Genomic DNA, 16,235 nt, shown 5'->3' on the forward strand with positions numbered 1-16,235 from the left:
CGTCCCGGACCCCGCACACCCCCGCCGGCCGTCCCGCACCCCGCACACCCCCGCCGCCCGTCACCGCGCTCCGCGCGCCCCCGAAAGCCCCGTCGGTGCGCGCGGTTTGTCCCGCAGGGGCCCGGTCACCAGGACCTCCTGTGACCGTAATCACCGCGCTTGTGTGATCCGCGATTTAGGGTCCGGCCGAGCGCGGGGATAACCTGCCGGATGGACATGCCGCGTACCGGACACCGTGTGCGCCTTCCTGGTGACAGTTGCCGTCACGTTGCCCCTCGCGGCACGCCCACGCATTGAACCAACCGCGAGACCACTAAAAGGGACGGACGCGCGTGGACCTGTTCGAGTACCAGGCGAGGGACCTCTTCGCCAAGCACGGTGTACCGGTGCTGGCCGGTGAAGTCATCGACACGCCTGAGGCAGCCCGCGAGGCGACCGAGCGGCTGGGCGGCAAGTCCGTCGTCAAGGCGCAGGTGAAGGTCGGCGGTCGCGGCAAGGCCGGCGGTGTGAAGCTCGCCGCCGACGCCGACGAGGCGGTTGCCCGCGCGACCGACATCCTCGGCATGGACATCAAGGGCCACACGGTCCACAAGGTGATGATCGCCGAGCTGTCTCCGGAGATCGAGGCGGAGTACTACGTCTCGTACCTCCTCGACCGCACCAACCGCACCTTCCTGGCCATGGCCTCGGTGCAGGGCGGCATGGACATCGAGGAGGTCGCGGAGAAGACCCCCGAGGCCCTCGCGAAGGTCCCGGTCAACGCCGTCGACGGCGTCGACATCGTCAAGGCCCGCGAGATCGTGGCCCAGGCGAAGTTCCCGGCCGACGTGGCCGAGGGTGTCGCCGAGGCCCTGGTGACGCTGTGGGAGACCTTCGTCGCCGAGGACGCGCTCCTCGTCGAGGTCAACCCGCTGGTGAAGACCAAGGACGGCCGCATCCTGGCGCTGGACGGCAAGGTCTCGCTCGACGAGAACGCCGACTTCCGCCAGCCCGAGCACGAGGCCCTCGAGGACAAGGCCGCGGCCAACCCCCTCGAAGCCGCCGCCAAGGCCAAGAACCTCAACTACGTCAAGCTGGACGGCGAGGTCGGCATCATCGGCAACGGCGCCGGCCTGGTCATGTCGACCCTGGACGTCGTCGCGTACGCCGGTGAGAACCACGGCAACGTGAAGCCCGCCAACTTCCTCGACATCGGTGGCGGCGCCTCCGCCGAGGTCATGGCGAACGGCCTGGAGATCATCCTCGGCGACCCGGACGTCAAGTCCGTGTTCGTCAACGTCTTCGGTGGCATCACCGCGTGCGACGAGGTCGCCAACGGCATCGTCCAGGCACTTGAGCTGCTCAAGTCCAAGGGTGAGGCCGTCACCAAGCCGCTGGTCGTGCGCCTCGACGGCAACAACGCGGAGCTGGGTCGCAAGATCCTCTCCGACGCCAACCACCCGCTCGTGCAGCGCGTGGACACCATGGACGGCGCGGCCGACAAGGCTGCCGAGCTCGCCGCGGCTGCGAAGTAAAGGACGAGGGACTCCAACACCATGGCTATCTTCCTCACCAAGGACAGCAAGGTCATCGTCCAGGGGATGACCGGCGCCACGGGCATGAAGCACACCAAGCTCATGCTGGCCGACGGCACCAACATCGTCGGTGGCGTCAACCCGCGCAAGGCGGGCACCTCCGTCGACTTCGACGGCACCGAGGTCCCGGTCTTCGGTACCGTCGCCGAGGCGATCGAGAAGACGGGTGCCGACGTGTCGGTGCTCTTCGTGCCGCCGGCGTTCTCCAAGGCCGCCGTCATCGAGGCGATCGACGCCGAGATCCCGCTGGCCGTCGTGATCACCGAGGGCATCGCGGTGCACGACTCCGCCGCCTTCTGGGCGTACGCGAACGCCAAGGGCAACAAGACCCGGATCATCGGCCCGAACTGCCCGGGTCTGATCACCCCCGGCCAGTCCAACGCCGGCATCATCCCGGGCGACATCACCAAGCCCGGCCGCATCGGTCTCGTGTCCAAGTCCGGCACGCTGACCTACCAGATGATGTACGAGCTCCGCGACATCGGCTTCTCGTCCGCCGTCGGCATCGGTGGCGACCCGGTCATCGGCACCACGCACATCGACGCCCTCGCGGCGTTCGAGGCGGACCCGGAGACCGACCTCATCGTGATGATCGGCGAGATCGGCGGCGACGCCGAGGAGCGTGCCGCCGACTTCATCGCGAAGAACGTCACCAAGCCGGTCGTCGGTTACGTCGCGGGCTTCACCGCCCCCGAGGGCAAGACCATGGGCCACGCCGGCGCCATCGTCTCCGGCTCCTCCGGCACCGCCGCCGCCAAGAAGGAGGCCCTCGAGGCCGCCGGCGTCAAGGTCGGCAAGACGCCGACCGAGACCGCCAAGCTGGCGCGCGAGATCCTCGGCGCCTGATCGCACGTCGCGGCGGAGGCCCGCCGCGACCACGTGAGCAGTACGCACGGCGCGGGCCCGTGTCCCCGGGAGAAACCGGGTGGCACGGGCCCGCGCCGCGTTCGTGGGGTGCGCCCGGTCCCGCGGATGACGGGGGCCGCCGGGACGTCAGCGGATCTGCGGCACCAGCCGTTCCGGGCCGTGCGCCAGGTGCTCACGCAGCGCCTTCTGCAACTGCAGGTCCTGCGGCGTCAGCTTCTCCGGGCCGCCGCGCGGAGGGACGCCGTTGACCCGCTCGGCCGGTGAGATCGGCTGCTCGTAGCGGGTGGGCGCGGTGTGCAGCGTGAACGCCGTCGCGCCGATCAGCAGCGCCCCGAACGCGATCGCCGACCGGGTCCACAGGGTCGCCTTGCGCTCGCTCCCGGCCCGCACGGCGCGTGGGGCCGGCAGAGCCGGTGCGGGCTCGTCGAGGGCGAGTTCGGTCAGTCTCCGGCCCAGCAGCTCCGACTGCTCGGCGGGCGACGCGATCTCCGCCAGTTCCGGCAGCCGCTCGGCCACTGCGGCCCGCGCGTTGACCAGCCGGGCGGCCGTGGCCAGGGTGCTCGCCTCGGTCTCGGCGGCGGTCTCCGGCAGGTCCATCCCGACGCCGTCGTAGAGCAGCAGCGTCCGGCGGTTCGCCGGGGGCAGTTCGAGCAGCGCGTCCAGCAGGGCCCGCCGCGCCGGATCGGTGGGCGGCGTGTCCGGGTGCCGGTGCGCCCGGCGCATCCGGTGCCAGGGTGACATCGCGTACTCGTACGCCACCGCGCGCACCCACCCCGCGGGGTCCCGGTCGACGGCCACCTCGGGCCAGCGGTCCCAGGCCGTCTGGAAGGCGCGCTCGACGGCCTCCCGCGACAGGGCGCGCCGACCGGTGAGCAGATAGGTCTGGCGGATCAGCCCCGGAGCGGCCCACGTGTACAGGGCATCGAACGCCTCTTCGGCGGTGAGCCCCGCCCCGAGGTCCGAGGCGTCCGTACCGGAGACGTCGGCACCGGAGGCGTCGGTACCGGGGACGTCGGCAGGGGAGGCGCCGGCACCGGGGACGCCGGGACCGACGGTTCCGGAACCCGTGAGGGACGGGGCGTCGCGTTCTGCGGCCCCTCGGGCGTCTTGCGTGGCCGGGGCTGCGGCCTCTTCGCTGTCGGGCTCGGTCGGGGACACGGTGCTGCTCCCGGTGGCTTCGACGGGGTCGGTGGTGGAGGCGGCGGTGACGGCGGAGGGGCCGGCCGTGCCGTCGCCGGACGGCTGCGGGTCAGCCGGGGCGTCGCCCGGTACCGGCGGGGAGGGACGGGCGGTGGGACGGCGGTCGGTCCGGGCCCGGCCGGCGGCGGACGGCGCGGACCGCGTCGCACCCGCGCCGGAGCCGGGCCGTGCCGTGCCGCCGGGGCCCTTCCCGCTGCCGGTCGAGCCCTTGCCGGTGCCGCCGCCGGGGCCCTTGCCGTTCCCGATCAGACGGACGTACGCGGCCCGCTTGCGGCCCCGGGGGTGGGTGCGGCCCGCCTCCCAGTCACGGACGGTGGCGGGCGTGACGCCGATCGCCGTCGCCACCTGCTCCTCGCTCAGGGACTTCGCCTCGCGCAGCCTGCGCCGCTCCTTGGGGGAGGGCAGCGGGGCGGCGGTGGCCGTCTCGGCCGGACCCCGCGTCATGGGCGGGCCCCCGCCGTACCGCGAAGGGTGAAAAAGTACATAAACGTATATTGAGCGACACAGCGGTCATTCGCCCGTTACACGGAATAAGCGCGTGTCGTTGGCAGCATGGCGGGTGTGACCCAAGTGACCGAGCGCAGCCCGATGTTGTCCCCCGGACGCGGCCAGGCCGCCGCGCTGGTCTCCGCCTTCGCCCGCGGGGTGATCGCGGCGGGGCTCGGCCTCGGCGCCCTGGCCGTCCTGGCGATGGCACTGTGGATCAGCTCGCCCTACCCGGCGACCGGCCCCGGGGAGGCCCTGCACGCCTCGGCCGCCCTCTGGCTGCTGGGCCACGGCGCCGATCTCGTGCGCGCGGACACCCTCAGCGGTGCTCCCGCCCCGGTGGCGACGGCGCCGCTGCTGCTGATGGCGGGTCCCGTCTGGCTGTTGTACCGGGCGGGCCGGGACGCGCTGACCGGGAGCGAGGACCACGGGGGCGACGGCCGTGACGGTGGCGCCGACGGGGACGGCCTGCCCTCCGAGCGGCCCTCGGGCACCGCGCTGCTCTACGCGGTGGTCGCCGGATACCTGCTGGTCGCCGGCGGTGTGGTCGGGTACGTACGCGGTGCCGCGCTCGACGTCGACCGGGCCACGCTGGCGTATCCGCTCGTCGTCGTGGTGGTCGGCGCCGTGGCGGCCGGGGTGTGGGCGGCGTCCGGCCGTCCGGCGGGCGGCACGCCGTCCTGGGCCCCGCTCCGGCTCCAGGAGGCGGTGGCACGGTCACTGTTCCGGGCCCGCGCCGAGACGGTGTGGCGTGCCTCCACCGCCGGGGTGCTGGTCCTGCTGGGCGGCGGCGCGCTGCTGGTCACCGTGGCCCTGGTCCGCGACCTCCCCGAGGCGCAGCACAGCTTCCTGACCCTGGCGGGCGACTGGGCCGGCCGGATCGCCGTACTGCTGCTCGCCCTGGCCCTCGTCCCCAACGCGGCCTGCTGGGGGGCGGCGTACGGCCTCGGTCCGGGGTTCGCGCTCGGCACGGGCGCCATGGTCACCCCCCTCGGCGCCGAGGGGGCCCCGGCCCTGCCGGACTTCCCGCTGCTGGCCGCGGTGCCGGGGCCGGGCCCCGGTACCGCGCTGAACTGGGCCGCCGCCGCGATTCCGGTCGCGGCGGCGTGTGCGGTGGCGTGGTTCACCGTGGGCCGCGCCGCCCCGGCGCAGATGCCCCGCGCGCAGGCGTGGAGTGCGGGCGAGACGGCGCGGGTGACGCTGGTGGCGGCGGTCGGCTGCGGCATCGGCACCGCGCTGCTCACCGCGTTCTCCGGCGGCGCTCTGGGCACCGGGGTGCTCGCCGCGTTCGGGCCGGTGTGGTGGTGGACCGGTGCGGCGGCGGTCCTGTGGACGGCGGCGCTCGGCGTGCCGTTCGCCCTGTTGCTACGGCACTGGCGGCTGCGCGACGAGGGCTGGGCCTGGCGCCGGGACGCCGCGATGCCGGCGGTGCGGCCCACTCCGGCGGTGACCGCGGAGACGGCGCCGGACGGGAGCGGCGGCGTGAAGGACGTCTCCGCCGGGGGCGGTCCGAAGGCCGTCGCGGCGTCTTCGGGGGGCGGTACCGAAGGGAAGAAGGGCCGCTGGTGGCGTCGGGGACGGCGGGACGCGGGCGGGGCGCCGACCGGGGAACCGACCGGGGCGCCGACCGGTGCGGCGGAAGGCCCGCCCGCGGCGCTGTCGGGTGCACCCGGAGCGGAGGGCACGACCGGTCCGGCCTTCGAACCGTACGACTTCATGCCCGCGGACCCCTGGCACGACCGCCAGCAGCGGGAGGCACGCTGGGCCTCGCTGAAGCGGGCGTCGGGCGGTCTCATGGGGACCTTCCCGGCCGCCCCGCCCGCACCGGTGTCCTTCGGAGAGGCGGTGTCCCCGGGAAAGGCGGCGTCCTTGGGAAGGGCGGCGGACCGGGTGCAGCGGGACCCCGAGTCGGCGGACCGGGTGCAGCGGGACCGGAGCCCGGCGGACCGGGTGCTGCGCGACCCGGAGCCGGCGGACCGGACGCCGGTGGTCGCTCCGGCTCCTTCGGCCGGCGAGGGCGACGGAATCGGCCGGGCAACCGCCGGGGCCGTCATGAGCGAGGCCGCGGGCGCCACGGCCGGGAGTGGGGGAGTGGGGGAGGCCAGGGGAGCGGCGGAGACCGGGGGAGCGACCGCGGGCGGCGCGACCGGAACCTCCGGCGGGGCGAAGACCGGACCCCCTTCGGACAGCCCGGTCGACACCGCGCCCGGCGTCCGGAGAGCGGCGGAGCCGGCGGCGGCCCCGGTCGCGGGCGGCCCCCCGGAGGACGGGCCGGCCGTCGCGTCCGACGGTCCGCGCGGGGACGGGTGAGCGGCGGACCGGGGCGGTCCGGAGGTCAGCGCTTGACGCCGAAGACCTTCTCCAGCGGCTCCGGCAGTAGATCGTTGCAGGCCAGCGCGCTGGTCTTGGTCAGGGCGTCGTCCACGCAGGTGTAGTAGTCGCGGTAGACCAGTTCGACGGTGTACGTCGCCGCGACGACCCCCAACGCGAGCACGGCCGCGACCAGGCCGCCGATCGCGGCGGTCGTCTGCGGCTTGCCGGCCGTCGCGGAAGCCGCGGCGGGCCGGGCGGTGTCCGCTGTTCCGGCAGGCGGTACGTCGGCCGGGCGGGCGAACGGGTCGCGGGAGGCCGGCGTGCGGTCCCCGGCGGCGCCGGCGGCGTACGACTCCTTGGGCTTGGCGCGCAGCGAACTGATGGCCCAGTAGACCGAGAGCGCGCCGAGCAGCAGGGCGATCTCCTGGAGATCGAACAGGGCGAAGAAGAACGCCCACATCCCGCCCAGGACCGCGTACCGGGCACGGCGCTGCGCGGGATCGGTCGGGTCCCAGCGCATCCCGCCGGAAGCGGGGCCGCCGCCCTCCGGTCCGCCGCCGGTGCCACCGGAGCCCTTGCCGAAGGCACCGCCCTGGCCACCGGGCTGACGGTCGCTCCACCGGCTGCCCCAGCCGGAGGGCCGGTCGCCGCCGGACGGAGCGTCGCCGGATCCATCGGCGTCACCCGAGCCGTTCGAGCCGTTCGAGCCGCCCGAGCCGTTCGACGGGGAGGAGGGCCGGCGCGGCTGCCACGGCTGGTCGGGCCGGCCCGCGGGCGGAGGCGCGAACGGATTGTCGTCGGACGCGCCGCTGGCCCGCGACCCGCCGGTACCCGAGCCCGAGCCCGAACCGGAATCCGAGCCCGAGCCCGTACCCCGACCAGAGCCCGCATCCGAACCGGCGCCCGGGACCGGAGTGGCGGAGCCGGTGGGGCCGGACGCGGGGCCGTGCTCCGGGCTGCCGGAGGCGCCGGGCGAGGCGGGGTCGCTCTCCCGCAGCATCAGGTGGTCCCGCTCGGGAAGTGGACGGCGGAAGGCGGTGCGGCGTCGGTCCGGCATGTGGTGAACGTCTTCCCCATCTCGTCGTTTCCGCCTCGCGGGCGGTTCGCGTCCCCTGACGCTACCTCCCGGCCCCGCCCCCGTCCCGTGGGGGCCGTCCGGTGTGCCGGTATCGTTGCTGACGGCCGGTGCGTTCGTAGGGTTCCCCGTATCCGGGGGCGAGTTTCTTTCGTACGACCCTACAAAGACTCCGTGCCGCACCATCCGCACCTGCGTCAGTACGCGAGAAAGGGCCCAGCCGTGGCCTCCCCGCCCCCCTCCGCCGCTCCGGCCCGCATCGTCGTGCTGGTCTCCGGCTCCGGCACCAACCTCCAGGCGCTGCTCGACGCGATCGACGCCGATCCCGCCGGATACGGCGCGCGGATCGTGGCGGTGGGCGCGGACCGGGACGGCATCGTGGGACTGGAGCGGGCCGAGCGGGCCGGACTGCCGACCTTCGTCCGCCGGGTCCGGGATTACGCGACGCGCGAGGAGTGGGACGAGGCTCTGGCCGCCGCCACCGCCGCGTACGAGCCCGACCTCATCGTGTCGGCCGGGTTCATGAAGATCGTCGGCAAGGCGTTCCTGGCCGCGTTCGGCGGCCGGGTCGTCAACACCCACCCCGCCCTGCTGCCCAGCTTCCCCGGCGCCCACGGGGTGCGTGACGCCCTCGCGTACGGCGTGAAGGTCACCGGGTGCACCGTCCACTTCGTCGACGACGGCGTCGACACCGGTCCGATCATCGCGCAGGGCGTGGTCGAGGTGACCGAAGAGGACACCCCGGAGGGCGAAGCCGCCCTCCATGAACGGATCAAGGAAGTCGAGCGCAAGCTGCTCGTCGAGGCCGTGGGGCGGATCGCCCGTGACGGCCATCGCATTGAGGGACGAAAGGTTCATCTCGGTCATGTCGGTGAATAAGCCCATCCGCCGCGCTCTGGTCAGTGTCTACGACAAGACGGGGCTCGAAGACCTCGCCCGCGGTCTGCACGAGGCGGGCGTGGAGCTCGTCTCCACCGGCTCCACCGCCGGGAAGATCGCCGCCGCCGGGGTGCCGGTCACCAAGGTGGAGGAGCTCACCGGCTTCCCCGAGTGCCTCGACGGCCGCGTGAAGACGCTGCACCCGCGCGTGCACGCCGGCATCCTCGCCGACCTGCGCCTGGACTCCCACCGTGAGCAGCTCGCCGAGCTGGGCGTGGAGCCCTTCGACCTCGTGGTCGTCAACCTCTACCCGTTCAAGGCGACGGTGGCCTCCGGCGCCTCCGACGACGAGTGCGTGGAGCAGATCGACATCGGCGGCCCCTCGATGGTCCGCGCCGCCGCCAAGAACCACCCGTCCGTGGCGGTCGTGACCAGCCCCGGGCGTTACGCCGACGTGCTGGCCGCGGTCCAGGACGGCGGCTTCGACCTCACCGCCCGCAAGCGGCTCGCCGCCGAGGCGTTCCAGCACACCGCCGCCTACGACGTCGCGGTCGCCGCCTGGTTCGCCGCGGACTACGCCGCCGCCGACGACTCCGGCTTCCCGGACTTCTCCGGTGCCACGTACACGCGCAAGAACGTGCTGCGTTACGGCGAGAACCCGCACCAGCCGGCCGCGCTCTACACCTCCGGCGAGGGCGGTCTCGCGGAGGCCGAGCAGCTCCACGGCAAGGAGATGTCCTACAACAACTACACGGACACCGACGCCGCGCGCCGGGCCGCCTACGACCACGCCGAGCCGTGCGTCGCGATCATCAAGCACGCCAACCCGTGCGGCATCGCGATCGCCGACGACGTGGCCGAGGCGCACCGCAACGCCCACGCCTGCGACCCGCTGTCCGCGTTCGGCGGCGTCATCGCCGTCAACCGCCCGGTGACGCTGGAGATGGCCGAGCAGGTGGCGGGGATCTTCACCGAGGTCATCGTCGCCCCGGCGTACGAGGACGGCGCGGTCGAGGTGCTCGCCCGCAAGAAGAACATCCGCGTGCTGCGCTGCCCCGACGCCCCGGCCGGCCGGGTCGAGGTCAAGCCGGTCGACGGCGGCGCGCTGCTCCAGGTCACCGACCGGCTCCAGGCCGACGGCGACGACCCGGCCAACTGGACCCTCGCGACCGGCGAGGCCCTGTCCGCCGACGAACTGGCCGAGCTGTCGTTCGCCTGGAAGGCGTGCCGCGCGGTCAAGTCCAACGCGATCCTGCTCGCCAAGGGCGGCGCCTCCGTCGGCGTCGGCATGGGCCAGGTCAACCGCGTCGACTCCGCCAAGCTCGCGGTCGAGCGGGCCGGCGAGGAGCGCGCCCGCGGTGCGTACGCCGCGTCGGACGCCTTCTTCCCGTTCCCGGACGGCCTGGAGATCCTGACGGCGGCCGGCGTCAAGGCGGTCGTCCAGCCGGGCGGCTCGGTCCGCGACGAGCTGGTCGTCGAGGCCGCGAAGAAGGCCGGCGTGACCATGTACTTCACCGGTACGCGCCACTTCTTCCACTGATCCGCCCTCGTGCGACCCCGCGCACGCCACGCCCCACGGCCCGCCGGTCCACCGGCGGGCCGTTCGCGTAGGTGCGCGCGGGGGGAATCCGGTGTGCCCGCGCGGAATTGCCGGGCCGGGCGGCCCCGGTCACGGCGGGGGACCTGGCAGGATTCGAACACGAGGCCGCGGACGAGCCGTGCCGTGTCCCGTACGAGCCGTGTCCCGTACGAGCCGTGTCCCGTACGAGCCGTGGACCACGTGAAACCGATGGGGGAGCCAGTGCGGATGGGCAACGCCCGGCAGCGGCCCGGAGCCACCGGCCCCGGACCGGACGCGACAGGACCGGAGGCAACGCAACCGGCGGCCACGGAACCGGAAACGGCAGAACCGGAGACGGCGGGACCGGACGAGTCGGCCCCGGCCCCCACCGGACCCGCCCCCGCCGGACCCGCCCCCGCCGGACCCGCCCCCACCGGACCCGCCCCCACGGAACCGGCCCCGGCGCACCCCGTCGCCGGCGCGACCCCGGCGCCGCAGGCCGCCCCCCGCCCCGCCCCGGTCGTGCCCGAGCCGCGCACCGCCCCGGCCGTCCCATCCCCCGGGGCCGAGGCCGACGCCGCCCCGGCCCCCGACGCAGACGCCGCGCCCGACCCGGCCCCCCGCTCCGATCCCTCCGATCCCTCCGATCCCTCCGACGACGACGACGTCCGTCCGGCAGCAGCAGCCTCCGCCTCCGCCTCCGCCTCCGCCTCCGCCGCCTCCGCCGCCGAGCGGGTCCCGCTGCGGCCGTACCTGGTCATCGCCGCCGTCCTCTGTGCGCTGTACTTCCTCTACTCCTACGCCCAGTACGCCCGCTTCGACTCGCCCTCCTGGGACCTCGGGATCTTCGAGCAGGAGGTACGCGCCTACGCCGAGTTGCGGGCGCCCGTCGTGGACATCAAGGGGCCCGGCTACCTCATCCTCGGTGACCACTTCAGCCCGCTGGTGGCGCTCCTCGCGCCGCTGTACTGGATCTGGCCGTCGGCGCTCGCCCTGCTGTTCGCGCAGGCGGCCCTGTTCGCCGCCTCCGCGGTCGTGGTGGGCCGTACCGTGCAGCAGTTGCTCGGCGGCCGGTGGGGGCCGTGGGTGACCGTCGCCTACGGGCTGTCCTGGGGACTCCAGGAGGCGGTGAAGGCCGACTTCCACGAGATCGCGCTCGCCGTGCCGCTGATCGCCCTGGTCTGCCGGGCGCTGTTGCGGGAGCGGTGGACCGCCGCGGCCCTCTGGGCGCTGCCACTGGTGCTGGTCAAGGAGGACCTCGGCGCCACGGTCGCGGCCGTCGGCTTCCTGCTGATCGTCTTCGGCCGGCGGCTCCAGGGCCTGCTGGTGACGCTGTTCGGCGCGGGCATGTTCGCGCTGACCCTGCTGGTGCTGATCCCCGCGGCCAGCAGTGCGGGGCAGTACGACTACTGGAAGAAGATCGACACCGACGGGGAGAAGCAGATCACCCTGCTCGACTCCGTGCTCGGCCTGCTCGACTCCCCGGTGAAGCTGGAGATGCTGTTCTTCCTCGTAGCCGTCACCGGCTTCATGGCGCTGCGTTCGCCGCTGATGGTGCTGGTGCTGCCGACGCTCGGCTGGCGGCTGATGTCCCAGGACGAGTTCCACTGGGGGATGATCTGGCACTACAGCGCGATCCTGATGCCGGTGGTCTTCCTCGCCATGGCCGACGGAATCCGGCGGTCGAGGGGATCGAAGCGGCCCTGGCTCGCCGCGTACGCGAACGTCGTCGTGCCGGTGACCGTGGGCATCGCGCTGGCGATGACCCAGCACCTGCCGCTGCGCGAACTGCTGCGCGCCGACACCTACCGCACGGACGACCGGGCGCGCGCGGCGGCGCTGGCGCTGGACGCCATCCCGGTCGGCGCCCGGGTGGAGACCGACATCGACCTGATGGCCCACCTCACCTCGGACCGCACGGTCTACTGGGTCGGCGGTGCGGCCGGGACCGCCCCGGACATCCTCGCCCTGGACCTGAGCGCGGGCTGGGCCCAGTCGATCGAGGACCCGGCGGCGTACGCGGAACAGCTCCACCCCGAGGGGCGGTACCGGCTCAAGCTGCGGGCCGGCGACTTCGCGGTCGTGGAGCGCACCACCCCGGCTCCGGTCGCACGCCCGGCGGGCTGAGCCGGTCCGGCCGCCCACCCGGCCCACCACCCCCGCCGTTCCCGTCGCCCACCCGGCGGGCCGAGCCGCCGGCACCCGTACACGCGGGCCGATCCCCCGGCACCCGAGGGGCCGATCCGCCGGTGCCCGTCCACGCGCGGAGGCCGCGTCCGTCGGTGACGGGCGCGGCCTCCGGGTGCGGGTCGGGGGTCAGTTGGCCTTGACGACGACCGTGGAGCAGACCTTGTCGGCGAACGTCTGCTTCTTCTCGTCCCACAGCGGCCACAGCCAGCCGAGGTAGCAGGCGAAACTGTCCAGGGCGTGGGCGATGCGGCGCACGAACGCCATGCCGAAGCCGAGCGGGCGGCCGTCCGACTCGCGGAGCAGGCGGATGCCGAGGGCCTTCTTGCCGAGCGTCTGGCCGGTCTTGCCCTCCTGGTAGATCATCCATATGCCCACGCCGAACATGGCGAGGAAGCCGATGATCGCGAGCACCGAGCCGAGGCCCGGCGAGCTCTCCGACAGGGCGGCGCCGATGATGATGAAGATGTAGCCGACGCAGATGACCAGGCCGTCCAGCAGGAGCGCGGCGAAGCGGAGTCCCCAGTGGGCGAGTTCGGGGCGGCCCGTGCCGTAACCGAAGCCCGGCTGCTGTCCGTAGCCCTGCGGCGGGACACCCGGCTGCTGCTGCGGGTAGCCGTAGCCCTGCTGCGGAACACCCTGCGGGGCCTGCTGCGGGTAGCCGTATCCGGGCTGGTTCTGCGGGGGCTGGCCGGGCTGCTGGCCGTACGGATTGGTGGGTTCGCCGAAGCTCATCAGGGTGTTCCTTCAACCGGTGTTCGGGGACGGAGCGGCCACACACACGGAGGAGGGAGCAGCATCAGCGGTCCGCCCCCCGTGCTACCGCGCCACTGTGCGCTTCATCGTCATGAGCGGAGCATCGGTTTGTCCACCCTGGGTGGGCAGATGTTGCCGGAGTGCAACGCTGCGCACGTCGGGCACCCCGAATTGGTACACGGGCGGGTGCATCCGCGAGGATGGGACCATGACTGCCCAGATTCTCGATGGCAAGGCCACCGCAGCCGCGATCAAGTCCGATCTCACCGTCCGCGTCGCGGCGCTCAAGGAGCAGGGCATCACCCCTGGCCTCGGCACCCTGCTCGTCGGGGACGACCCGGGCAGCCGGTGGTACGTGAACGGCAAGCACCGCGACTGCGCGCAGGTCGGCATCGGCTCCATCCAGCGCGAACTGCCCGACTCCGCCACCCAGGAGGAGATCGAGGCCGTCGTCCGCGAACTGAACGACAACCCCGACTGCACGGGTTACATCGTGCAGCTCCCGCTCCCCAAGGGCATCGACACCAACCGCGTCCTGGAGCTGATGGACCCGGCCAAGGACGCCGACGGGCTGCACCCGACCAATCTCGGCCGCCTGGTGCTCAACGAGACCGGCCCGCTGCCCTGCACCCCGCAGGGCGTCGTCCAGCTCCTGCGCCACCACGGTGTGGAGATCGCCGGCGCGCACGTGGTGGTCGTCGGCCGCGGCGTCACCATCGGGCGTTCGATCCCGCTGCTGCTGACCCGCAAGTCCGAGAACGCCACGGTCACCCAGTGCCACACCGGCACCCGCGACCTCTCCTCGCACCTCAAGCAGGCCGACATCATCGTCGCCGCCGCCGGGGTGCCGCACATCATCAAGCCCGAGGACGTCAAGCCCGGCGCGGCGGTGCTGGACGTCGGCGTGAGCCGCGACGAGAACGGCAAGATCGTCGGCGACGTGCACCCCGGTGTCGCCGAGGTGGCCGCCTGGATCTCCCCGAACCCCGGCGGAGTGGGCCCGATGACCCGTGCGCAGCTGCTCGTCAACGTCGTCGAGGCGGCCGAGCGCGCCGCCGCCGAAGCCGCCGCGGTCTGACCCGGTCGCGGAAGGAGCGCTCATGGCTGCTGCTACGAGTCCGGCCGGCCCGCCCGCGGACGACGCGTCGGACGAGTCTCCCGGCGCGGCGTCCGACCGGACCGCCGGCGACGCGGACGGCCGCACCCCCGGCACCGCGGACGCGGACACCGGGACGGCCCCGACCGCCCCGGCCGCTCCGACCGCCCCGGAACCGGCGGAGGCGGACACGGCCCCGGCCCCCGACCCGGCCTCCGGCCCGGACGCGCGCACGGAGTCCGGCACCGGGACGGGTTCGACGCCCGAGCAGGAGCCCGGCGCCGACGGGTCCACGCTCAGGCCGTCCCGCCGCTTCCCGCTGTTCACGCGGGACACCGCGCGCCCCGAGGGCGGCGGCCGGGCGGCGCCGGGGGACGCGCCGGCGCCGGCCCGCCAGTGGCCGCTGATCAGCGTGATCGTGACGGCGGCGCTCGGGCTGCTGCTGGTGGCCGTCGACCCGTTCGACCAGGCGTTCCGCGTCGGCGCGATCGTGATCGGCGTGGCGCTGCTCGGCGGCGCGCTCCTGCGGTGGACGGTGCCGTCCGTCGGGATGCTGGCCGTGCGGTCCCGGTTCACCGATCTGGTGACGTACGGGCTGATGGGCGCGCTGATCGTGGTGTTCGCGCTGATGGCGCAGCCCCAGCCGTGGCTGGACATCCCGTTCCTCCAGGACGTCGCCCGCTTCACGATCAGGTGACGGGCCGGCCCCGGACCGAACCCGTTCGAGGGGATTCGGGGCGGGGCGGCCACAGAGGAAGGTGTCGGCGTCCGTCCCCCTGTCCCCCGACGGGGGACGGACGCCCGGACCGGGGCCGCGCGGGACGCCGCCACCCCCGTGAGCGGCGTCCGGCGGGCTCGTCCCCGTCCGTCTCAAGCGTCATGGACATGGAAGGACCGGAACAAGGGGCGCTCTCGTCCTGTGGCACGGAAGTGACCATTCCGGCACGGTTCGACAGCTGGGCGGCCCCGGCGCGGGCCTCCGGGGGCCGGGTCGTGGGGCCGCACGGCCGGTGCTCCTGTGTGCGGTCACACAGGGGGTCGGACCGAAGGCTCCGGCCGGGTCGGATAGCCTGACCGCTGGATATCTCTTCACATCAAGATTCAGGGATGTCCAGCATCCGGGGCCACGAAGACCCCCACCGCCAGCTGTCTTAACGGAGATCGCCATGACCCGCACTCCCGTGAATGTCACCGTGACCGGCGCAGCCGGCCAGATCGGTTACGCGCTGCTCTTCCGCATCGCCTCCGGCCACCTGCTCGGCGCGGACGTGCCGGTCAACCTGCGCCTCCTGGAGATCCCGCAGGGCCTGAAGGCCGCCGAGGGCACCGCGATGGAGCTCGACGACTGCGCCTTCCCGCTGCTGCGCGGCATCGAGATCACCGACGACCCGAACGTCGCCTTCGACGGCGCCAACGTCGCGCTGCTCGTCGGCGCCCGCCCGCGCACCAAGGGCATGGAGCGCGGTGACCTGCTCTCCGCCAACGGCGGCATCTTCAAGCCGCAGGGCAAGGCGATCAACGACAACGCCGCGGACGACATCAAGGTCCTCGTCGTCGGCAACCCGGCCAACACCAACGCGCTCATCGCGCAGGCCGCCGCCCCGGACGTACCGGCCGAGCGCTTCACCGCCATGACGCGTCTGGACCACAACCGCGCGATCTCGCAGCTCGCCGCGAAGACCGGCTCCGCCGTCTCCGACATCAAGAAGCTGACGATCTGGGGCAACCACTCGGCCACCCAGTACCCGGACATCTTCCACGCGGAGATCGCCGGCAAGAACGCCGCCGAGGTCGTCAACGACGAGGCGTGGCTGGCCGACACCTTCATCCCGACCGTCGCCAAGCGCGGCGCGGCGATCATCGAGGCCCGTGGCGCGTCCTCGGCCGCCTCCGCCGCCAACGCCGCCATCGACCACGTGTACACGTGGGTCAACGGCACCGCCGAGGGCAACTGGACCTCCATGGGCATCCCCTCGGACGGCTCCTACGGCGTCCCCGAGGGCCTCATCTCGTCCTTCCCGGTCACCACCGAGAACGGCACGTACAAGATCGTCCAGGGTCTGGACATCAACGAGTTCTCCCGCGCGCGCATCGACGCGTCGGTCAAGGAGCTTGCCGAGGAGCGCGACGCGGTCCGCGAGCTCGGCCTGATCTGACGCGGTCCGTCCCTCCGGTCCCGGCAGCAGCCACGGGCCGGACGCCGGACGGACCCGTACCCGGAGCGCCCGCACGGCCCACGCC

The 16,235-nt window shown here is 73.6% G+C and carries 12 protein-coding genes; 9 read left to right on the forward strand and 3 right to left on the reverse strand.

What is annotated here, in order from left to right; genetic code table 11:
* Positions 1-332: 332 nt before the first annotated feature.
* Both sucC and sucD read left to right on the forward strand, forming a co-directional pair.
* The gene (gene sucC, locus Q0994_RS11515) at positions 333-1,514 is read left to right on the forward strand and encodes an ADP-forming succinate--CoA ligase subunit beta (RefSeq protein ID WP_299532469.1); all 1,182 of its coding nucleotides are present in this window, start codon (positions 333-335) and stop codon (positions 1,512-1,514) included.
* Positions 1,515-1,535: 21 nt separating this feature from the next.
* Positions 1,536-2,420 (forward strand): succinate--CoA ligase subunit alpha, encoded by an 885-nt coding sequence (gene sucD / locus Q0994_RS11520; RefSeq protein ID WP_299532472.1) that lies wholly within the window; start codon positions 1,536-1,538, stop codon positions 2,418-2,420.
* Positions 2,421-2,567: 147 nt separating this feature from the next.
* On the opposite strand, the gene Q0994_RS11525 is transcribed toward sucD, so the two are convergent.
* Positions 2,568-4,085, reverse strand: coding sequence for a helix-turn-helix domain-containing protein (locus Q0994_RS11525; RefSeq protein ID WP_299532475.1), 1,518 nt, complete (start codon positions 4,083-4,085; stop codon positions 2,568-2,570).
* A 117-nt stretch (positions 4,086-4,202) separates the two neighbouring features.
* Between Q0994_RS11525 and Q0994_RS11530 the strand changes: the two genes are divergently transcribed.
* Positions 4,203-6,437 (forward strand): DUF6350 family protein, encoded by a 2,235-nt coding sequence (locus Q0994_RS11530; protein WP_363325543.1) that lies wholly within the window; start codon positions 4,203-4,205, stop codon positions 6,435-6,437.
* A 25-nt stretch (positions 6,438-6,462) separates the two neighbouring features.
* On the opposite strand, the gene Q0994_RS11535 is transcribed toward Q0994_RS11530, so the two are convergent.
* Positions 6,463-7,497, reverse strand: a complete 1,035-nt coding sequence (locus Q0994_RS11535) for a hypothetical protein (protein WP_299532477.1) — start codon at positions 7,495-7,497, stop codon at positions 6,463-6,465.
* Positions 7,498-7,737: 240 nt separating this feature from the next.
* Here Q0994_RS11535 and purN point away from each other — a divergent pair, with 240 nt between their 5' ends.
* The 3 genes from purN (at position 7,738) to Q0994_RS11550 (ending at position 12,082) form a co-directional block, all read left to right on the forward strand.
* A complete protein-coding gene (purN, locus tag Q0994_RS11540; RefSeq protein WP_299532480.1) occupies positions 7,738-8,394 on the forward strand; it encodes a phosphoribosylglycinamide formyltransferase in 657 nt (218 codons plus the stop codon).
* Positions 8,381-9,934 (forward strand): bifunctional phosphoribosylaminoimidazolecarboxamide formyltransferase/IMP cyclohydrolase, encoded by a 1,554-nt coding sequence (purH, locus tag Q0994_RS11545; protein ID WP_299532483.1) that lies wholly within the window; start codon positions 8,381-8,383, stop codon positions 9,932-9,934. Before purN ends, purH begins: the two co-directional genes overlap by 14 nt.
* Before the next feature lie 543 nt (positions 9,935-10,477).
* Positions 10,478-12,082, forward strand: coding sequence for a DUF2079 domain-containing protein (locus tag Q0994_RS11550; protein ID WP_299532486.1), 1,605 nt, complete (start codon positions 10,478-10,480; stop codon positions 12,080-12,082).
* A 189-nt stretch (positions 12,083-12,271) separates the two neighbouring features.
* On the opposite strand, the gene Q0994_RS11555 is transcribed toward Q0994_RS11550, so the two are convergent.
* Positions 12,272-12,877 carry an RDD family protein gene (locus Q0994_RS11555; RefSeq protein ID WP_299532489.1) on the reverse strand — a complete coding sequence of 202 codons (606 nt, stop codon included), beginning with the start codon at positions 12,875-12,877 and terminating at the stop codon, positions 12,272-12,274.
* A gap of 229 nt (positions 12,878-13,106) precedes the next feature.
* Between Q0994_RS11555 and Q0994_RS11560 the strand changes: the two genes are divergently transcribed.
* From Q0994_RS11560 to Q0994_RS11570, 3 genes are all read left to right on the forward strand, one after another.
* On the forward strand, positions 13,107-13,976 hold the full coding sequence (locus tag Q0994_RS11560) for a bifunctional methylenetetrahydrofolate dehydrogenase/methenyltetrahydrofolate cyclohydrolase (RefSeq protein ID WP_299532492.1): 870 nt from the start codon (positions 13,107-13,109) through the stop codon (positions 13,974-13,976).
* A 22-nt stretch (positions 13,977-13,998) separates the two neighbouring features.
* On the forward strand, positions 13,999-14,691 hold the full coding sequence (locus Q0994_RS11565) for a DUF3017 domain-containing protein (protein WP_299532495.1): 693 nt from the start codon (positions 13,999-14,001) through the stop codon (positions 14,689-14,691).
* A 469-nt stretch (positions 14,692-15,160) separates the two neighbouring features.
* Positions 15,161-16,150 (forward strand): malate dehydrogenase, encoded by a 990-nt coding sequence (locus Q0994_RS11570; RefSeq protein WP_299532498.1) that lies wholly within the window; start codon positions 15,161-15,163, stop codon positions 16,148-16,150.
* Positions 16,151-16,235 lie beyond the last annotated feature (85 nt).

Source organism: uncultured Streptomyces sp. (assembly GCF_947488945.1).
Lineage (GTDB): Bacteria > Actinomycetota > Actinomycetes > Streptomycetales > Streptomycetaceae > Streptomyces.